18 protein-coding genes and 1 pseudogene are annotated in these 13,543 nt (G+C 37.0%); all 19 read right to left on the reverse strand.

The features are described from left to right. Nucleotides 1-127 precede the first annotated feature (127 nt). Nucleotides 128-574: a YybH family protein gene (locus B1201_RS03325; RefSeq protein WP_218948040.1), complete on the reverse strand. Its 447-nt coding sequence runs from the start codon at nucleotides 572-574 to the stop codon at nucleotides 128-130. A 25-nt stretch (nucleotides 575-599) separates the two neighbouring features. Continuing rightward, on the reverse strand, nucleotides 600-1,283 hold the full coding sequence (locus B1201_RS03330; RefSeq protein WP_078192314.1) for a DUF2939 domain-containing protein: 684 nt from the start codon (nucleotides 1,281-1,283) through the stop codon (nucleotides 600-602). A gap of 238 nt (nucleotides 1,284-1,521) precedes the next feature. Next, nucleotides 1,522-1,806 (reverse strand): annotated as a pseudogene (locus tag B1201_RS03335) (YegP family protein). A gap of 273 nt (nucleotides 1,807-2,079) precedes the next feature. Next, nucleotides 2,080-2,442 (reverse strand): 5-carboxymethyl-2-hydroxymuconate Delta-isomerase, encoded by a 363-nt coding sequence (locus B1201_RS03340; RefSeq protein WP_078192315.1) that lies wholly within the window; start codon nucleotides 2,440-2,442, stop codon nucleotides 2,080-2,082. A 162-nt stretch (nucleotides 2,443-2,604) separates the two neighbouring features. Next, nucleotides 2,605-2,946 (reverse strand): zinc ribbon domain-containing protein YjdM, encoded by a 342-nt coding sequence (locus B1201_RS03345; protein WP_078192316.1) that lies wholly within the window; start codon nucleotides 2,944-2,946, stop codon nucleotides 2,605-2,607. A 157-nt stretch (nucleotides 2,947-3,103) separates the two neighbouring features. Next, a complete protein-coding gene (locus B1201_RS03350; protein WP_078192317.1) occupies nucleotides 3,104-3,472 on the reverse strand; it encodes a DUF488 domain-containing protein in 369 nt (122 codons plus the stop codon). Nucleotides 3,473-3,516: 44 nt separating this feature from the next. Beyond that, nucleotides 3,517-3,963 (reverse strand): SRPBCC family protein, encoded by a 447-nt coding sequence (locus B1201_RS03355; protein ID WP_078192318.1) that lies wholly within the window; start codon nucleotides 3,961-3,963, stop codon nucleotides 3,517-3,519. A 329-nt stretch (nucleotides 3,964-4,292) separates the two neighbouring features. Then, complete coding sequence (locus B1201_RS03360) at nucleotides 4,293-4,679, reverse strand: ribonuclease E inhibitor RraB (RefSeq protein WP_078192319.1); 387 nt, start codon at nucleotides 4,677-4,679, stop codon at nucleotides 4,293-4,295. Nucleotides 4,680-4,812: 133 nt separating this feature from the next. Then, nucleotides 4,813-5,748, reverse strand: coding sequence for a hypothetical protein (locus B1201_RS03365; RefSeq protein ID WP_078192320.1), 936 nt, complete (start codon nucleotides 5,746-5,748; stop codon nucleotides 4,813-4,815). A gap of 495 nt (nucleotides 5,749-6,243) precedes the next feature. Continuing rightward, entirely contained in the window at nucleotides 6,244-6,909 is a 666-nt protein-coding gene (locus B1201_RS03370; protein ID WP_078192321.1) for a pseudouridine synthase, read from the reverse strand. An 85-nt stretch (nucleotides 6,910-6,994) separates the two neighbouring features. After that, complete coding sequence (locus B1201_RS03375) at nucleotides 6,995-7,453, reverse strand: hypothetical protein (RefSeq protein ID WP_078192322.1); 459 nt, start codon at nucleotides 7,451-7,453, stop codon at nucleotides 6,995-6,997. 1,814 nt (nucleotides 7,454-9,267) lie between these two features. Further along, on the reverse strand, nucleotides 9,268-9,525 hold the full coding sequence (locus B1201_RS03380; protein ID WP_078192323.1) for a hypothetical protein: 258 nt from the start codon (nucleotides 9,523-9,525) through the stop codon (nucleotides 9,268-9,270). A gap of 105 nt (nucleotides 9,526-9,630) precedes the next feature. Then, a complete protein-coding gene (locus B1201_RS03385; RefSeq protein WP_078192324.1) occupies nucleotides 9,631-9,840 on the reverse strand; it encodes a hypothetical protein in 210 nt (69 codons plus the stop codon). A 136-nt stretch (nucleotides 9,841-9,976) separates the two neighbouring features. Further along, nucleotides 9,977-10,468, reverse strand: coding sequence for a DUF2569 domain-containing protein (locus B1201_RS03390; protein WP_078192325.1), 492 nt, complete (start codon nucleotides 10,466-10,468; stop codon nucleotides 9,977-9,979). A gap of 147 nt (nucleotides 10,469-10,615) precedes the next feature. Further along, nucleotides 10,616-11,191 carry a DUF4126 domain-containing protein gene (locus B1201_RS03395; protein WP_078192326.1) on the reverse strand — a complete coding sequence of 192 codons (576 nt, stop codon included), beginning with the start codon at nucleotides 11,189-11,191 and terminating at the stop codon, nucleotides 10,616-10,618. Between the two features lie 127 nt (nucleotides 11,192-11,318). Further along, nucleotides 11,319-11,555, reverse strand: a complete 237-nt coding sequence (locus tag B1201_RS16760) for a zinc ribbon-containing protein (protein WP_143221648.1) — start codon at nucleotides 11,553-11,555, stop codon at nucleotides 11,319-11,321. A gap of 39 nt (nucleotides 11,556-11,594) precedes the next feature. Further along, nucleotides 11,595-12,014 carry a type II toxin-antitoxin system tRNA(fMet)-specific endonuclease VapC gene (gene vapC, locus B1201_RS03405; protein WP_078192327.1) on the reverse strand — a complete coding sequence of 140 codons (420 nt, stop codon included), beginning with the start codon at nucleotides 12,012-12,014 and terminating at the stop codon, nucleotides 11,595-11,597. Next, complete coding sequence (locus B1201_RS03410) at nucleotides 12,014-12,244, reverse strand: antitoxin (RefSeq protein WP_078191134.1); 231 nt, start codon at nucleotides 12,242-12,244, stop codon at nucleotides 12,014-12,016. Before B1201_RS03410 ends, vapC begins: the two co-directional genes overlap by 1 nt. Before the next feature lie 106 nt (nucleotides 12,245-12,350). Continuing rightward, a complete protein-coding gene (locus B1201_RS17145) occupies nucleotides 12,351-13,490 on the reverse strand; it encodes a hypothetical protein (protein WP_228144743.1) in 1,140 nt (379 codons plus the stop codon). Between the last annotated feature and the right edge of the window lie 53 nt (nucleotides 13,491-13,543).

Raw genomic sequence — 13,543 nt, forward strand, 5'->3', positions numbered from 1 at the left:
GAACGATGGTCATTATTTTTTAATTTAGGCTGAAGTTTTAGAACTGCATACGCATTTCATGTAATGATTTGCAAAGAAAAAAAACAGAGCGACATGGCTCTGTTTTCATACTGTGTTTTGAGATGAATTAAAAGATAATTACTTTACTTTGATGAGTCACAATATCCACTGGAACAGAAATATGTTGATGAACGATCTTCCATAGAGACTGCGTTTTTTTCATCCCAATGGTGTTACGACACCACGAGATCCCTGGCGTTGGTATCCCACTCTTATCATCAATTTTGGAATAACAGTGCAGAAAGGCAATATCAGGTTCTGCATGGATGACCAGTTCCCGCCTAAACACCTTTAAACCTTCACGAAAATACTCCCGATAAAATTCCCACATTTTTTGATATGCCATTAAGCCGCGCATTTCACAACTGGCATCAAAAAAGTTCACATCTGCTGCGCAGGATTCAGCAATATTCTCAATTTTCAATTGGCAGATAACCTCATCCCAATTGGCTAAAAATTGCAGAATTTCGTCAGCGGCCTGTTGGTCACCGACTATTTTGATTTTATCTTGCATCTCTGGCACCTATTTCTTTTATTTTTTATGAAGCATTATTCTGTGAGGCATTTGGAAGTTGAATTTCAACGATCTTCCAGCTCCAACCTCGGCGTTGCATACTAAATACGGTATATGTTGCTTCGCTAAGGCCTTGGAGCGGCACATACAGATCAAATCGATTCCAAGCACTATAGCTTGCTTTGGGTTCAAGGGACTGGCTTTGTTTTAAAGCGACAGTAGTTGGAGTTGCATCCTTTTTGGATGATGTTGATGTATGAGGTTGTTCTGCGACCTTATTTTCAGCATGAGTGAATAGTTCAATCCCTGAGCTAATCATGCTCGGATTGGTTAGTTGGGTTATTTCTGGTAATTGGATCGACTCTTTTAATGCTTTGCCTTGTAAAAGCAGCATGATACTGTTTGGATTGACCAGACTGTCGACCAGCGTTGCACTGAGGACTGTGCTGAGCTGCCCACCCCACGACTGAGCGAATTCGGGTAAATGCTGTAGCCCAGTTTTCTGTTGAATGAGGTCTTTAACTTGTGGTTTTAGACTCGATTTGACTGCCGCAAAATCGATATATTGAGCAATTTTTTCAGGTTGATTGTGCTCATAGGCTTGACGTATTTGGTACAGCACCCAATACGGAGACGCAATCATCCAACCCAAGACGATGATCAAGATCGCAATGAGCCCATAATACAAAATATGATTCTGCTTATTCATCGTTCACCACTCTAGCCAGTGAAGTTGTGGTACTTCCTTGTACGGTTAAATAAGCCTGATCTAGATTGAATAGCATCCAACATAACAGCGCTTATCTGAGAACCATATAGCTTTTGATCTTGTGATTTTGACGAGCCTTCAGGTTTGTTCATCTCGCTTTGGCTGTCTTAATCAGGTTGTTTCAAATTTAAGCTGTTAATTCTCTAATTTGGGTATTCGCACCATGGGTTTTAACTGACTAAATGCCTTTATCGCGCGATTGCTCACTGGCATAAAATTGGCTGATCCCAATAATATGATGGTTTGCCGCTTTCAGATTGAAATATGGTTTACCATTATTAACATTCCGTCGTTCAAAGCGACTATCATCTGCACTGTTGTTTTGTACAGACTCAATCCCATTTTGTGATGATGCTTACACTTTATATAATTCACTCGTTAAAATGATTTCACCGTTCCATGCTTTTAATAGAAAACGAAACTGCTGATCATTAGAATGAGTGATCTGGTACCATTCCGACATATGTTACCCCATCATTTTCATTGTTTTATCTATTATTCGATCAGGATTTGTTGTTGGAAATTCAACCTGATCTACAGAATATAAATGAACTCGGTCACATTTTTCAATGTCTTTTTTGATCAGTGTCAAGGCTTAAAATTTAATCACTAAGAAAATGATTTTCAATAAATAATTCCAATAAAAAATAATCCGACCGAAGTCGGATTTCATCATTCTTTCATCATGATGTATTTGTGAATAGAGGCGCATTACTCAACGCATTGAATAAAGGCCTTAAGGACTGAGGATCTGCTTTGAATACGTCGCTTTATTCATTTCTAATATTTCCACACAAAGTTGCACTTCTATTGCTGGAGCTGTGACATGTTGTTTCAACACGTCCAATAGTAACAATGAAATTTGCTTTTGCACTTCGACCGTTCTACCCGTCAATAATGAAACTTTGGCATGCATATACGCATGTTGAGCATGTTCATCCAAACCCACAACAAAATCTTGCTGAGCGACAGCGCGGCTTTTAATATCATTGATGGCACTAACATGACCCGATTCAAATAAGGCAGTGTTTAGCGCTTTAAGTAAAGGACGAGCCTCAAGCTCAAGGTTATTGGAATATTCCAAATGAATATGCGGCATAGTAAAGACATTTCAAACCCGTAATGCGTCTATTATGCAGGCTGAAAAATAAAATCTATAGCGGATTAGTTATCTATTTCATCTTTAAGTAGACATCCCAAGCCAAGTGTGGCCTTCGCTTAGGATGATTGAAGATTGCTTTAAAGCGAACAAAAACGAAACTTAAACTTTTTTCACGTATTCAGATTTGAGTTTCATAGCCCCAATACCATCAATTTTACAATCAATGTCATGACCATCTGTTGCATCGGCTAAAAGACGGATATTTTTAACTTTGGTGCCAACTTTCACCACTGAGGATGAGCCTTTAATTTTAAGGTCTTTCACCACAGTAACCGTGTCACCATCGGTCAATACATTGCCATTGGCGTCTTTAATCAGCACCTGTTCATCTGCAGCGCTTTCGCCTTCACGCCATTCATGTGAACATTCAGGACAAATCAGTAAATCGCCATCATTATAGGTATATTCAGAATTACATTGGGGACAATTGGGTAAAGACATACAAGACCTCAAAAAAAGATGGATGTAAAAATCCACAGAAACTTAATATAACATTTTTATGTATTTCATAAACTTAAAAACCATAAATTTCGTATGGTTTAATCACCTTGTGAAGGTCGTAAATTTCACAACGCTACAGCACTTGAAGGTTTAAATTTTAGATCTCTAATGAGGTATTTAATATTAAAGCTTTTAAGATATGCGCATGATTTTTATCCATATGTTTGGCCGCTGTGAGTAAGGTCAGGGGCTCCTCTTTTTCCCATGCGCGCAGTTGTTCTAACTCGGCTTGATTGGGTTGTATTTCTTGCAAATAGCGCTGTTTAAATTCGTCCCAACGAGAAGCCATTGCCTCGTCTTGATGATACCAACTACGTAAATCTGTCGATGGCGTCAATGCCTTCGGCCACAAATCTAGCTCTGCGCTCACTTTACTGATACCTCGCGGCCACAAGCGATCGACTAATATGCGTTTCCCGTCATCTGGACTGATCTCATCATAAATACGTTTAATGTGTACAGTCATTAAGCCCTCCTTCGCCTATTTATAGTTTTCGATCATTCTTCAAATTATTCATCGGGGAACGCTGGATTCACTAAAAAAGCCAGCAACTGTAAAGACTCCTGCCAACCCAAATAACAGGCATCTGGTGGAATAACGCTCGGCAACCCTGCCTGTACAATCGTCACTTCGGTTCCGACTGAGACCGCTTTAAACTCAACAGTGACTTCGATTTCACCGGCCAACTCTGGCATATCAAATTGGTCTGTATAGCGCAGTAAATGATTCGGCACGACTTCATGATAATCACCATGGAAAGCGTGTGTGGTTCCCGTTGAAAAATTTTGAAACGACATGCGGTACGAGCCACCTACACGCACATCAGAATGTTCCACATGGGCAGTAAATCCATGCGGTGCCATCCATTTAACTAAAGCATCTGGCTCCACAAAGGCACGATAAACGCGCTCTACAGGCGCACTAAAAACACGATGTAATCGAACAGTATTGCTCATGATGATGTCCTTTTGTCATTGTTTTCACTGAATCATCCACATGCATTCACCCTCGCTTTATCGTCAATTTTTATCATACTGAAACGTTCTAAATGAAACAGCTTTGAGACGTGCGAGAAAGGTCATTGCTGTTCAATACTATAGCGAATCCTACAGATTGATCCCATCACTTTAACGCAATGCCGTGTTATGTTTTGTGAGCTGCATTCATATTAACTTAAATTTAAACTGTTTAAAAATAAATACTTAACCCAACATCCCTACAATTTAAAAAATAAAAACCCAGTTGAATCACTGGGTTCTTGTTGCTAAAGATGCAATAGTGAGACTTAGCTCAATTGTGCTTCATCTTCATCCAGATCATCATCTTCATAGATATAAGCCATACAACCCCAGCCGTCATATTCGCCCGAATGTTGTTCCGCAATTTTAATAAACCATTGCTCTAAATCAACGATATCTTCATAATCAGGTTCCATGTAGACATAGACCGTGATAATCCATTCCATGCGATCTGATTCTTCATCTTGGAACAACGAAATTTTTTGCTCTTCTTTCAATAAATACAATGCACACTGTTCAGCCTGCGCTTCGTTGGAAAAGGCAATTGAATATTCGATTTCGTGCGGCACAGATAAATCATCACCATCTTGCTGCATCTGCCACAGCACATTGCCATTATCATCATCTGGAAATTGTTTAAAATCACGAGTCATTGTACTTTCCCTTATCGTTTATGAATTTTATTCTGTTGACTTAGATTAACGGATAATTGTTGCAATTTGCATTAGCTAAATCTCTTTAATCAGAAATAGACCGCCGAAGTGATCTTTCTGATAACAATTCAAATTAAACCACAACATCCATGTGGGCCTGAGTTTCTTTAAGATGTAAAACCAAAGCTGCCATTTTCAATTCTTCTAAGCGTAATTGTAGATAACTGTCGAGTACCCGTGCCTGACTAAAATGTACACCATGCGCATTGAGCAAGGTGAAATCATCCGCCAAAGCCTGCAATAGCTCACCTAAGTTTTTGGTATTTAATTGGGCTAAATACAAATCAGCACGACTATTAAGCACCAATGTAAATAATTGCATCGCAGCCAAACGACGTTCTTCATCAACATAATTACATTTTGCAGTCGATTGTTGCTCCATTGCATCAATCATTTTGCAACGTACCGCAGTCAAATTTTGCTTTGCCGCAGATTCATTCATGCCATCCATCAGCTGATCTAAAATACTCTGTAAAGGTAAAAAGAATGCTGACTGATAGCCCCGTATTTTGTTGTCCAAAGCACGGTTGATGTTTTCCAAATGCTGCTGATCCAGCGCTTGAGTATATAAACCCTTTAACTCGGCACGGGCTTGTTCCTGTATTTGTGATTTAGCTTTTTCTTGATATTTGCTCAAATACTGACGCACTTGTTCGATCTGTGCGCGAATATCATTCAACATGATATCGGCATTGGCTTTGGTGACTTCCACCAAACCATCAGCCTGTAAAGTTCGATACTCAACATATTGTTCAATATCCACAATATGTTGATATTTCGCTACTTTATCGACTTGGATTTTTAAGCCACTGTTTTGAATGCGTAATTGACTGATTTCATAATTTAGTTCATCTTGCTGCGACTCTGTTTCAGCCAGTTTTAACCGCGCACGATCGAAGTTTTCCTGCAGTGAACGTAGGGTTTTATCATTTTTCAATTTGCGGTTATAAACAAAAAGGAGAGCCACAATTAATAGGATGATAAGGACGATTAAAGCAATATTGATCATTTGCTAATCCTCAAAATAAGCTTCAATAATTTAAGTTTATTCCCCAAAACAAACCTAAGTTACAAAAGTTAAAATCTATAATTCATTTCATATTAGCAGAACAAATGCAAAAAACCGTATTTATCTGACCAAATACACACTTGCACACAATTTAACTAAAACACTGTTTTAAATCAATTTAATAAAAAATTTTCATATTAAAAAATATCAATCAATATTCTTTAGAAAATATATTAAAACTTTAAGAATAGTGTTTATTTACCAAATAATACAAAGCAACTTAATATTAATCTTTGTAAATATCTCACACACTTTATAGAGATATTTAAATCCTTTATATATCCCCAGAATTGGGGATATGATGTATATCATGATTTATTTTTAAGCAGAAAAATCTATTTAAGGCTGTAATTATTCTTAGCTTGCTAAGCTGCATAAAGATTTCAATTCAACACAGCAGATTTTATGAACAATGAGTATTCACATGAATATGCTTTAAAATTCTGCCGCACAATGAATATGAACAGCTTGTTGGGTTAAGGGCTGGGTAAATGCCAGATCGCAAGCATGTAACGCCATCCGTCCGAGTGAGCTGTGTTTTGCATTCGGATGATACAGTTGATCCCCTGTAATGGGGTGCCCAATATGCATCATGTGTACACGTAGCTGATGAGAACGCCCTGTCACTGGCGTTAATAATACTCTGCTAATATCCTTGCTTGCGTCATAGCTAATGGCTTGATACAAGGTTTTTGAGGGTTTGCCCAATTCAAAATGCACCATCTGTCGTGGGCGATTTTCCCAGTCCGTAATGAGGGGCACTTCAACACTGCCCTCACCTTCAAGTTTGCCTTGAACCAAAGCCACATATTGCTTTTGAACCGTCCTCGCTTGGAACATTTTACTCACTGCCACTTCTGCATCGCGGTGTTTCGCAAACATCAAAATGCCTGATGTTGCCATGTCTAAACGATGGGTAATTTTTGCAGCAGGATACTGCTCCAAAACACGAAGATAGGCACTGTCATGATGCTCAGGCAAACGTCCCGGAACCGACAGCAATTCCGCCGGTTTTTCGATGACAACCAAGTCTGCATCTTCATACAAAATACGTAGAGGACCTTGAGGCGGCGCATAGACAAAGTTGGGATCTAAAGGCATGGATAGACTGTGTACTGGGAGAATGTCGGCAAAATAACAACTGACTAATTCGCTGTCAATCGACTTTAACTGATCAGGTCTAACCCTAACGATTATTGCTCCCCAATTTACCAAAGGCTGGTGCTAATGAATGAGACAAATCATCCTCCAGTAACTGTAAGATGCTTGCACTCGTGGTTAAAGGATACTGATGTAGTGTGATGCGATATTTGCCCTGAAACCACTGCGACAAATGCAAGGCATAAGTTTGTTTAGGCCCAAGACCTAGATGTTGTTTTAAACGGTTCTTTATACCTGTCCGTGATGATCCGACATACAGAATGTGATTGGGTTGATTTAACTTGGCGCAAGCATGGGTTTTCAATGCCTTAAATGCAGCATAGTCCTGATATGTCTGCTGTATATCGCCACCAACTTGCTGTATCACATAAATATAATGTGCGTGTAGAGCAAGATCATCAAAACTTGAAAACTCAAATATACGCTCAGCTTTAGTCTGCTGTGCCTGCAGACAATCCTGTATCAATTGATCAAGATAACCCATAATAAAATTATTTAAAATTTAGATAGTTAAGCATAACAACTTTGTGAAAAAGGACAATCCGAAGCTTAGATTAAGTTTGAGTTGTTCTGCGTGATATTTATTACATCAGCAGTGATCAAAGTTTGTCTGGAATGAATGCGAAGTTTGGAATTTTGAAAAAGATGGAAGGATTTATTATTCGATTTAATTCTTAAAAATTTTTTAGGGTGTAAGAGAAAACAGTATTGTTTACTTCAACTATCATCACTTTGTAAGTCATGATCTTATAGCCTATAAACTTCTGGTTTATAGCGTCCTAAGCTGAATCGAGACCTTTTGGGTGAGTACTGTACACGTGTTTTGCACCACTGACAGCATGCTACTCTTTTCAATCTCTATCACACCCTTGAGATATATAGTAGTGGTATCGATGAGGGATTGTTTCCCTGAAAATTACTATTTTTGACTTATTTTAAAAATATTTTTCACATTTAAAGATATATTGAAAATATTTTCTTCTTGTATCATGTTTTAGCATTTTTTCCATCTGATAAATGACTTTTACCGAGAATTTTCGCCATAGCTTAACACTCAAACCATCGGGATCATTTGAATTCTAGACAGGACTTTTAACCAATGAGAACTTGTATTGAAATGAGTTCTCCAACTGGATTAAGAGTCAATAATGCATACCACAGCGAGATTTGAAAATTGAGGTGTGCTTGAAAAAAGTAGCAAAAAGCACAGAGGCTATTCAATGTGATGAAAATGTGATGAAAATGTGACGAAAATGAAATTCCTTCAGATTTAACACTTGGCTTAGGACTATTTTTACCGGAGATGCCTGATGATCTTTAAGCTTATGTTGACTAAACTGGTGTCGTTTGTTTTATGCGGATTAAAGGAGTAATGATTCATTATTCTTTTTTATTTTGGTTTAAATTTTTGGGGTGGTATAAGAGAAAACAATATTGTTTACTTCAACTATCATCACTTTGTAAGTCATGATCTTATAGCCTATAAACTTCTGGTTTATAGCGTCCTAAGCTGAATCGAGACCTTTTGGGTGAGTACTGTACACGTGTTTTGCACCACTGACAGCATGCTACTCTTTTCAATCTCTATCACACCCTTGAGATATACTTTAACCAAAGAGGATCGGGATTAATTTCCTAAGTTTTTCTAATTTTCTGCAAATTCAGCAAATTTTTTCAGCCATTTTAGGTTTAGCAGGATATTTTATCTTTTCAGCTCATTTCAGCGTTTTTTATCTGCAGATTTGCCCAATTATAAGAAAATTTTCTTTTACAACAGACAAAACGTCCAAACACAGCGTCAAATTTAAAAATATATCGCCGCTGAACATTCCCCCTCCGGTTCAATTATCTACATTGATTATGACTCACAAAACACCGCTCAATGAGTAACTAATGATCTAGATCTATCTTTGTTCTACTTATTGAACTGATGTTACGCAGTAACATCAAAAGCGCAATTTGATTCAAATAAATGAACGATACGCGCTAACGTCATCCGCAAGTGTTTGAGAAAGAGCTACTTTTAATCAAAAATGTTTTTGCGATACTGTGAATAATTTGACGGTAATGAGCGAGTTTTGCGGTGAGGAGCAATGCTCCGCAAGATGGTTTCCTTACGAAGCACGCTTCTCATTTTACCTAAACAAAAGTACTTCCAGCCGAAGACTAATCCCTTTATTCAATCCCTAGATATAAGATGCCGTCGAATAGAATTAAAAATCATTTTAAAAATGCAAAACTACTTTTAAGTGTGTAACATCAGCTATTTAATGGATGATCTATTCAACGCATGATTGGTCATTGAGCTAAATAGCTTTGTACCCACTGTGCGCTAAACCACCAACCACTATATGCCGCCATACCACAAAGTAAATTGGCCAAAATTTTATTCATTCGACTGAGGTCTGATGCATATATTTTAAGATTGATCAAATAAGCAATCACGGCATATACCAGTCCAATCGCACCACCAATGATAATCAGGATCAAAGGCCATGCTGCATAGGCATGTGCCTGTGCTGGATATTTTGTAGAGCGGATGGTTTCTTTGGTCATGCTGTATATCCTATTAATAACGCGATTACCTGTTTTAGTTAGCAATTTCTGCGCCATTTTTCTTGGATATACAGCGTTATTTCAAAGTTAATGCATGTTGAATTTCTAGCTTTGACTACAGCATTTATCGCAACCAACAACTTTTTCTGTTGGCCAGCTCATTCGTGCACGCTTATAAGCGAGTTCGAAATTGGCAAAATAACCAATCAATATTTGCTGGTCAAACTGCGGCATGTCTACGCATCCTTGCGTACCATTGTGAATTAAATGTGAGCCATTCATTAAGGCATTTTCATCGACTATAAATTTAATCATCTACCATTCCCCTCATTATTTTTTATAAAATTCAAAGATTAATAAATCCATATAAAAATTATGTGATTTATAATTACATACTAAAATTATGCCTTTATTGTTCAAAAATCAATCGGTATTTAAAGATTTTTTTCGCTTAAGCCGAGTGCTTGGAATGTTGAGTAAAGGTATTTTTCACTCGAACTGACATCAACAAATACGGCGTCCAAATCAGACAACCCATAGTACTCGTCGCTAACTGCATGATGGTCTCTGTATCAAATGCATTTTTATCGGTGAATAGCACACTCAAAATGGCACTATCACATAACTGTACCAATAAAAAACTTGCCATAAACGCAATATAGAATGTTGGAAAGTAAAGATGCTTACTAAAAAATAAGTAGACAGCACAAACTGAAAGTAAGAAAAATACAATATTTAAGATGCTTTCTATATAGAGTAAATACATCAGAGTTGGATAATAAAGTTCCGATTTTTGATCACTTATTTGACTTAACGCCTCATTTTGAAAAAGTTGATATAGGCTATAAATATCAAATGAAAGCAATAGTAGTGATAGGACAATTTTTATCCCCAACACAATAAGCCACCCGCCCAAACCTTTTAAATTCCTCTGATTGTTCATTTTTTTGTATCACTTCTTATAATTTTTATAATCTTTATCAAACGCTGAAAAACTCGGTTTCGGATTTTTATTTCTATATTTATTAAACAAAATGCAGATCATTCACTCTAAAAGATGGATTCATTTTAGAGTGAAATGTTGATTGGTTTATAAAGGGGTGTCGACCTGTACAGTTCGTTTCTGACGAATGCGGCGAACCAACCAGATCACGATTGCAATCACTAAGATCACCACGAAAAATGGGACTAAAAAGGCCAATATTGACAAGACTGCAGCACCAATCCATTCTCCTGTAGATAAGATGGGGTTTGCAACGCCACCTGTGGTTGCGGTAGATACACCACGCGCAGCGACAGTACTCATTTGCACTGCTGTTGCTGTACCACCACCCACGATAATTGCTGCAGCCCAACTGGCAAACTGTGACATTTCACCTGAGCTGACTGCCATTGTGGCAATGGTCCCTGCAATCATGGCTGCAGGTGTTGAAATGGTGTCGAGCGCATTATCTACCCAAGGAATATAGTAAGCTGCAATTTCACAAACCGTCGCAATTGCTAAGCCAATACAAACCGCAGGCATAGACAACCATTCGAATCCTTTCATCGGTTCGAATAGTCCTAAAATGGAAGCAACACTCATCACCAATAAAGGTACAAAGACACGGAAACCACAGGCAGCACTTAAGCCAATACCAATACACAGTCCTAATATTGTTTCCATGGGCTTCTCCGAATGGTCAAACGTACAATTTGTTTTTATATATGCTGTGTTATACGTTAGCAAAAAGCCCTATCGAGTGATAGGGCTTTTCTTTCTAAACAGCGGATAACTGTTAGTGTTTTGCAGCTTAGGCATTCTTATTGTTAAATTGATTGCCTTGGCATTTGGTACACGGTGGTAAACGATCAGTACCAATTTCTAAGTAGACGCGGTGTCCGCATTGAACACAAAAATAGAAGCCTGTTCCGGGTTTTTGACCAGCAGTAACCATTTTTGTTCTCCATGTGTTTTTAGAAATGGTAGATCCAGTATAACTCTCTTGTGATGAATGTCTATTGGTCATTTCGACAATTGATAATGGCATTTAGGCAAAGCATAATTTCGTGTGGAAATTTTGGTGGGTTTACAGAGATTTGCTGAGCCAGTTTTCTACTTGCAGTTCGTCTACACGCAGAAATTCTTTTTCATTGTTTGTGACCATGACCCAATTATTTGATCGTGCATGAGCAGCTAGCCATAAATCGTTATTGCCAATTATTTGCCCCTGAAGCGCTAACTGTTTTCGAATTTGAGCATAGTGTACGGCGGTGTGTTCATCTAACTCTATAACAGGAATGATTGAAGTTAATTCATCAATCACTTTGAAAGCTTTGTCTTTCCATTGGCTTTTTTCCGCACCAAAGCGAAGTTCCCCCAAAGTAATCACTGAAATAAAAATATTGCCGTCAGGTAAATGTTTTTCAAAATGCTGACGGACAATTTCGGGTTGATGCTTGGTGATATAAATACAAATATTGGTATCTAATAAATATTGTGTTGGCATTAGAACTCTTCTCGTTCTTGCGGTGGTTCATCCACTCTTGTTTCTGCATAAAAGTCGTCTGGCATTTGTGCCAAAACTTTAAATAGTTGATCTGCTGTGACTGGTTTTTCTCGCAATATGACTTCGTCACCTCGGCGGAAGATTTCTACTTCTTTGCCTTCAAAACGAAATTCTTTGGGTAAGCGAATGGCTTGACTGCGTCCTGTCATAAAAACTTTTGCGGTAGTCATAGCACTACTCCAGCAGTTTTGATATATACCTTATGATAGGTATTTATTGAGTGTTTTTCAATCAAAAATATAAATATCTTGTAAAAATCAGTGTGAGTTTTTAATGTTAATAATTAGCATTGATATAATTACATAAGTGCTCATTCTCACTATCTAGCCAGTCTCCAAAAACATCTATATCCTCTGCTTTCTTTAGCAGTTGTGAGAGCGATTTATCATCCATTACTAGATCTAAGCCACTATTACAAAACATCCATGCAACCTCTAAGTTTTCTTTAAAAAAATTATCTACTTCATCAAAAAAAAGACAAATATTTTCAAATTCACTTTCATTCAGCGGTATAAAGTTAAAGTGAACACTATCTTTATAATCTGACATTGTCGCAGGAACTACTCCATAATTTTCTAAATGAAAATGAAATGATTGCCCTTTCTTTTCAAAACCACCATGAGCAAAAGTATTCCTATACTTCTCTTTAATTAAAGTGAGTTCATCATGTATTCTTTTACTATTTGGATTACTTAAGTCAAAAACTTCACTGTATTTTTTAGACCAAAACTCACCAATAAATTTCTTAATATCATATTCCTTCTTATTTTCTGAAAAAGGCAATGCAAGCACTAAAATATGTTCTAACCGACTAAAATATGAATCAATCATTGCCAAGGAGTTATACACTGCGTACTGCTCTAAATCTCTTTTAGCAAAAAATGTATTCAACATGCTAGAAAAGTCTTTATTCTTAATAACGTTATCAATTTCTTTTTTAAAATTTTTTTTAGATTGGTCGCGAAAATAATAATATTGACCACTTAATTTATGGAAAAGATTTGGAATTGTAAAATTATTTAATGCAACTTGATTTTCTGCATACTGATTCAAAATATTCTTTTCAATAAACTTAATATTTTTCTTTAATTTATTAATTAATTCTTTCTGAATAGCCTCAACATCTGCTATTCGTTCACTATACAATCTTAAACCAAATTTGTGAGAGCTAATTAAATTTACTGCACCTTTATATTCAAAAATTATCCCCCAATGCATTTTATCCCATCTGGATATTGTTCTAAATCCACATATTTTATGAAGAGTAAATAAGAGTATAGACTCTACTGGAAAATCTTCACGAGAAATAGATATTACTGTTTTTTCATCTAATTTAGTTTCAGATGAAGGATCTGTTAATTTGAAATCTTGAAATATTCTTTCTAATTGAACTTTTATTTCTTTAGTAAACTTCATATTCCCAACTCAAAAAAACCCTACATCAATGTAGGGTCTTTTTTAAACAATAT

It is taken from the genome of Acinetobacter sp. ANC 5600 (assembly GCF_002018395.1).
In the GTDB taxonomy this organism is placed as follows: Bacteria; Pseudomonadota; Gammaproteobacteria; order Pseudomonadales; family Moraxellaceae; genus Acinetobacter; species Acinetobacter amyesii.

Excerpts from the sequence above, each read along its gene's own strand:
- B1201_RS03325 (WP_218948040.1), bottom strand. The coding sequence starts at position 574 with ATGCAAGATAAAATCAAAATAGTCGGTGACCAACAGGCCGCTGACGAA.
- B1201_RS03330 (WP_078192314.1), bottom strand. The coding sequence starts at position 1,283 with ATGAATAAGCAGAATCATATTTTGTATTATGGGCTCATTGCGATCTTG.
- B1201_RS03340 (WP_078192315.1), bottom strand. The coding sequence starts at position 2,442 with ATGCCGCATATTCATTTGGAATATTCCAATAACCTTGAGCTTGAGGCT.
- B1201_RS03345 (WP_078192316.1), bottom strand. The coding sequence starts at position 2,946 with ATGTCTTTACCCAATTGTCCCCAATGTAATTCTGAATATACCTATAAT.
- B1201_RS03350 (WP_078192317.1), bottom strand. The coding sequence starts at position 3,472 with ATGACTGTACACATTAAACGTATTTATGATGAGATCAGTCCAGATGAC.
- B1201_RS03355 (WP_078192318.1), bottom strand. The coding sequence starts at position 3,963 with ATGAGCAATACTGTTCGATTACATCGTGTTTTTAGTGCGCCTGTAGAG.
- B1201_RS03360 (WP_078192319.1), bottom strand. The coding sequence starts at position 4,679 with ATGACTCGTGATTTTAAACAATTTCCAGATGATGATAATGGCAATGTG.
- B1201_RS03365 (WP_078192320.1), bottom strand. The coding sequence starts at position 5,748 with ATGATCAATATTGCTTTAATCGTCCTTATCATCCTATTAATTGTGGCT.
- B1201_RS03370 (WP_078192321.1), bottom strand. The coding sequence starts at position 6,909 with ATGCCTTTAGATCCCAACTTTGTCTATGCGCCGCCTCAAGGTCCTCTA.
- B1201_RS03375 (WP_078192322.1), bottom strand. The coding sequence starts at position 7,453 with ATGGGTTATCTTGATCAATTGATACAGGATTGTCTGCAGGCACAGCAG.
- B1201_RS03380 (WP_078192323.1), bottom strand. The coding sequence starts at position 9,525 with ATGACCAAAGAAACCATCCGCTCTACAAAATATCCAGCACAGGCACAT.
- B1201_RS03385 (WP_078192324.1), bottom strand. The coding sequence starts at position 9,840 with ATGATTAAATTTATAGTCGATGAAAATGCCTTAATGAATGGCTCACAT.
- B1201_RS03390 (WP_078192325.1), bottom strand. The coding sequence starts at position 10,468 with ATGAACAATCAGAGGAATTTAAAAGGTTTGGGCGGGTGGCTTATTGTG.
- B1201_RS03395 (WP_078192326.1), bottom strand. The coding sequence starts at position 11,191 with ATGGAAACAATATTAGGACTGTGTATTGGTATTGGCTTAAGTGCTGCC.
- B1201_RS16760 (WP_143221648.1), bottom strand. The coding sequence starts at position 11,555 with ATGCCATTATCAATTGTCGAAATGACCAATAGACATTCATCACAAGAG.
- vapC (WP_078192327.1), bottom strand. The coding sequence starts at position 12,014 with ATGCCAACACAATATTTATTAGATACCAATATTTGTATTTATATCACC.
- B1201_RS03410 (WP_078191134.1), bottom strand. The coding sequence starts at position 12,244 with ATGACTACCGCAAAAGTTTTTATGACAGGACGCAGTCAAGCCATTCGC.
- B1201_RS17145 (WP_228144743.1), bottom strand. The coding sequence starts at position 13,490 with ATGAAGTTTACTAAAGAAATAAAAGTTCAATTAGAAAGAATATTTCAA.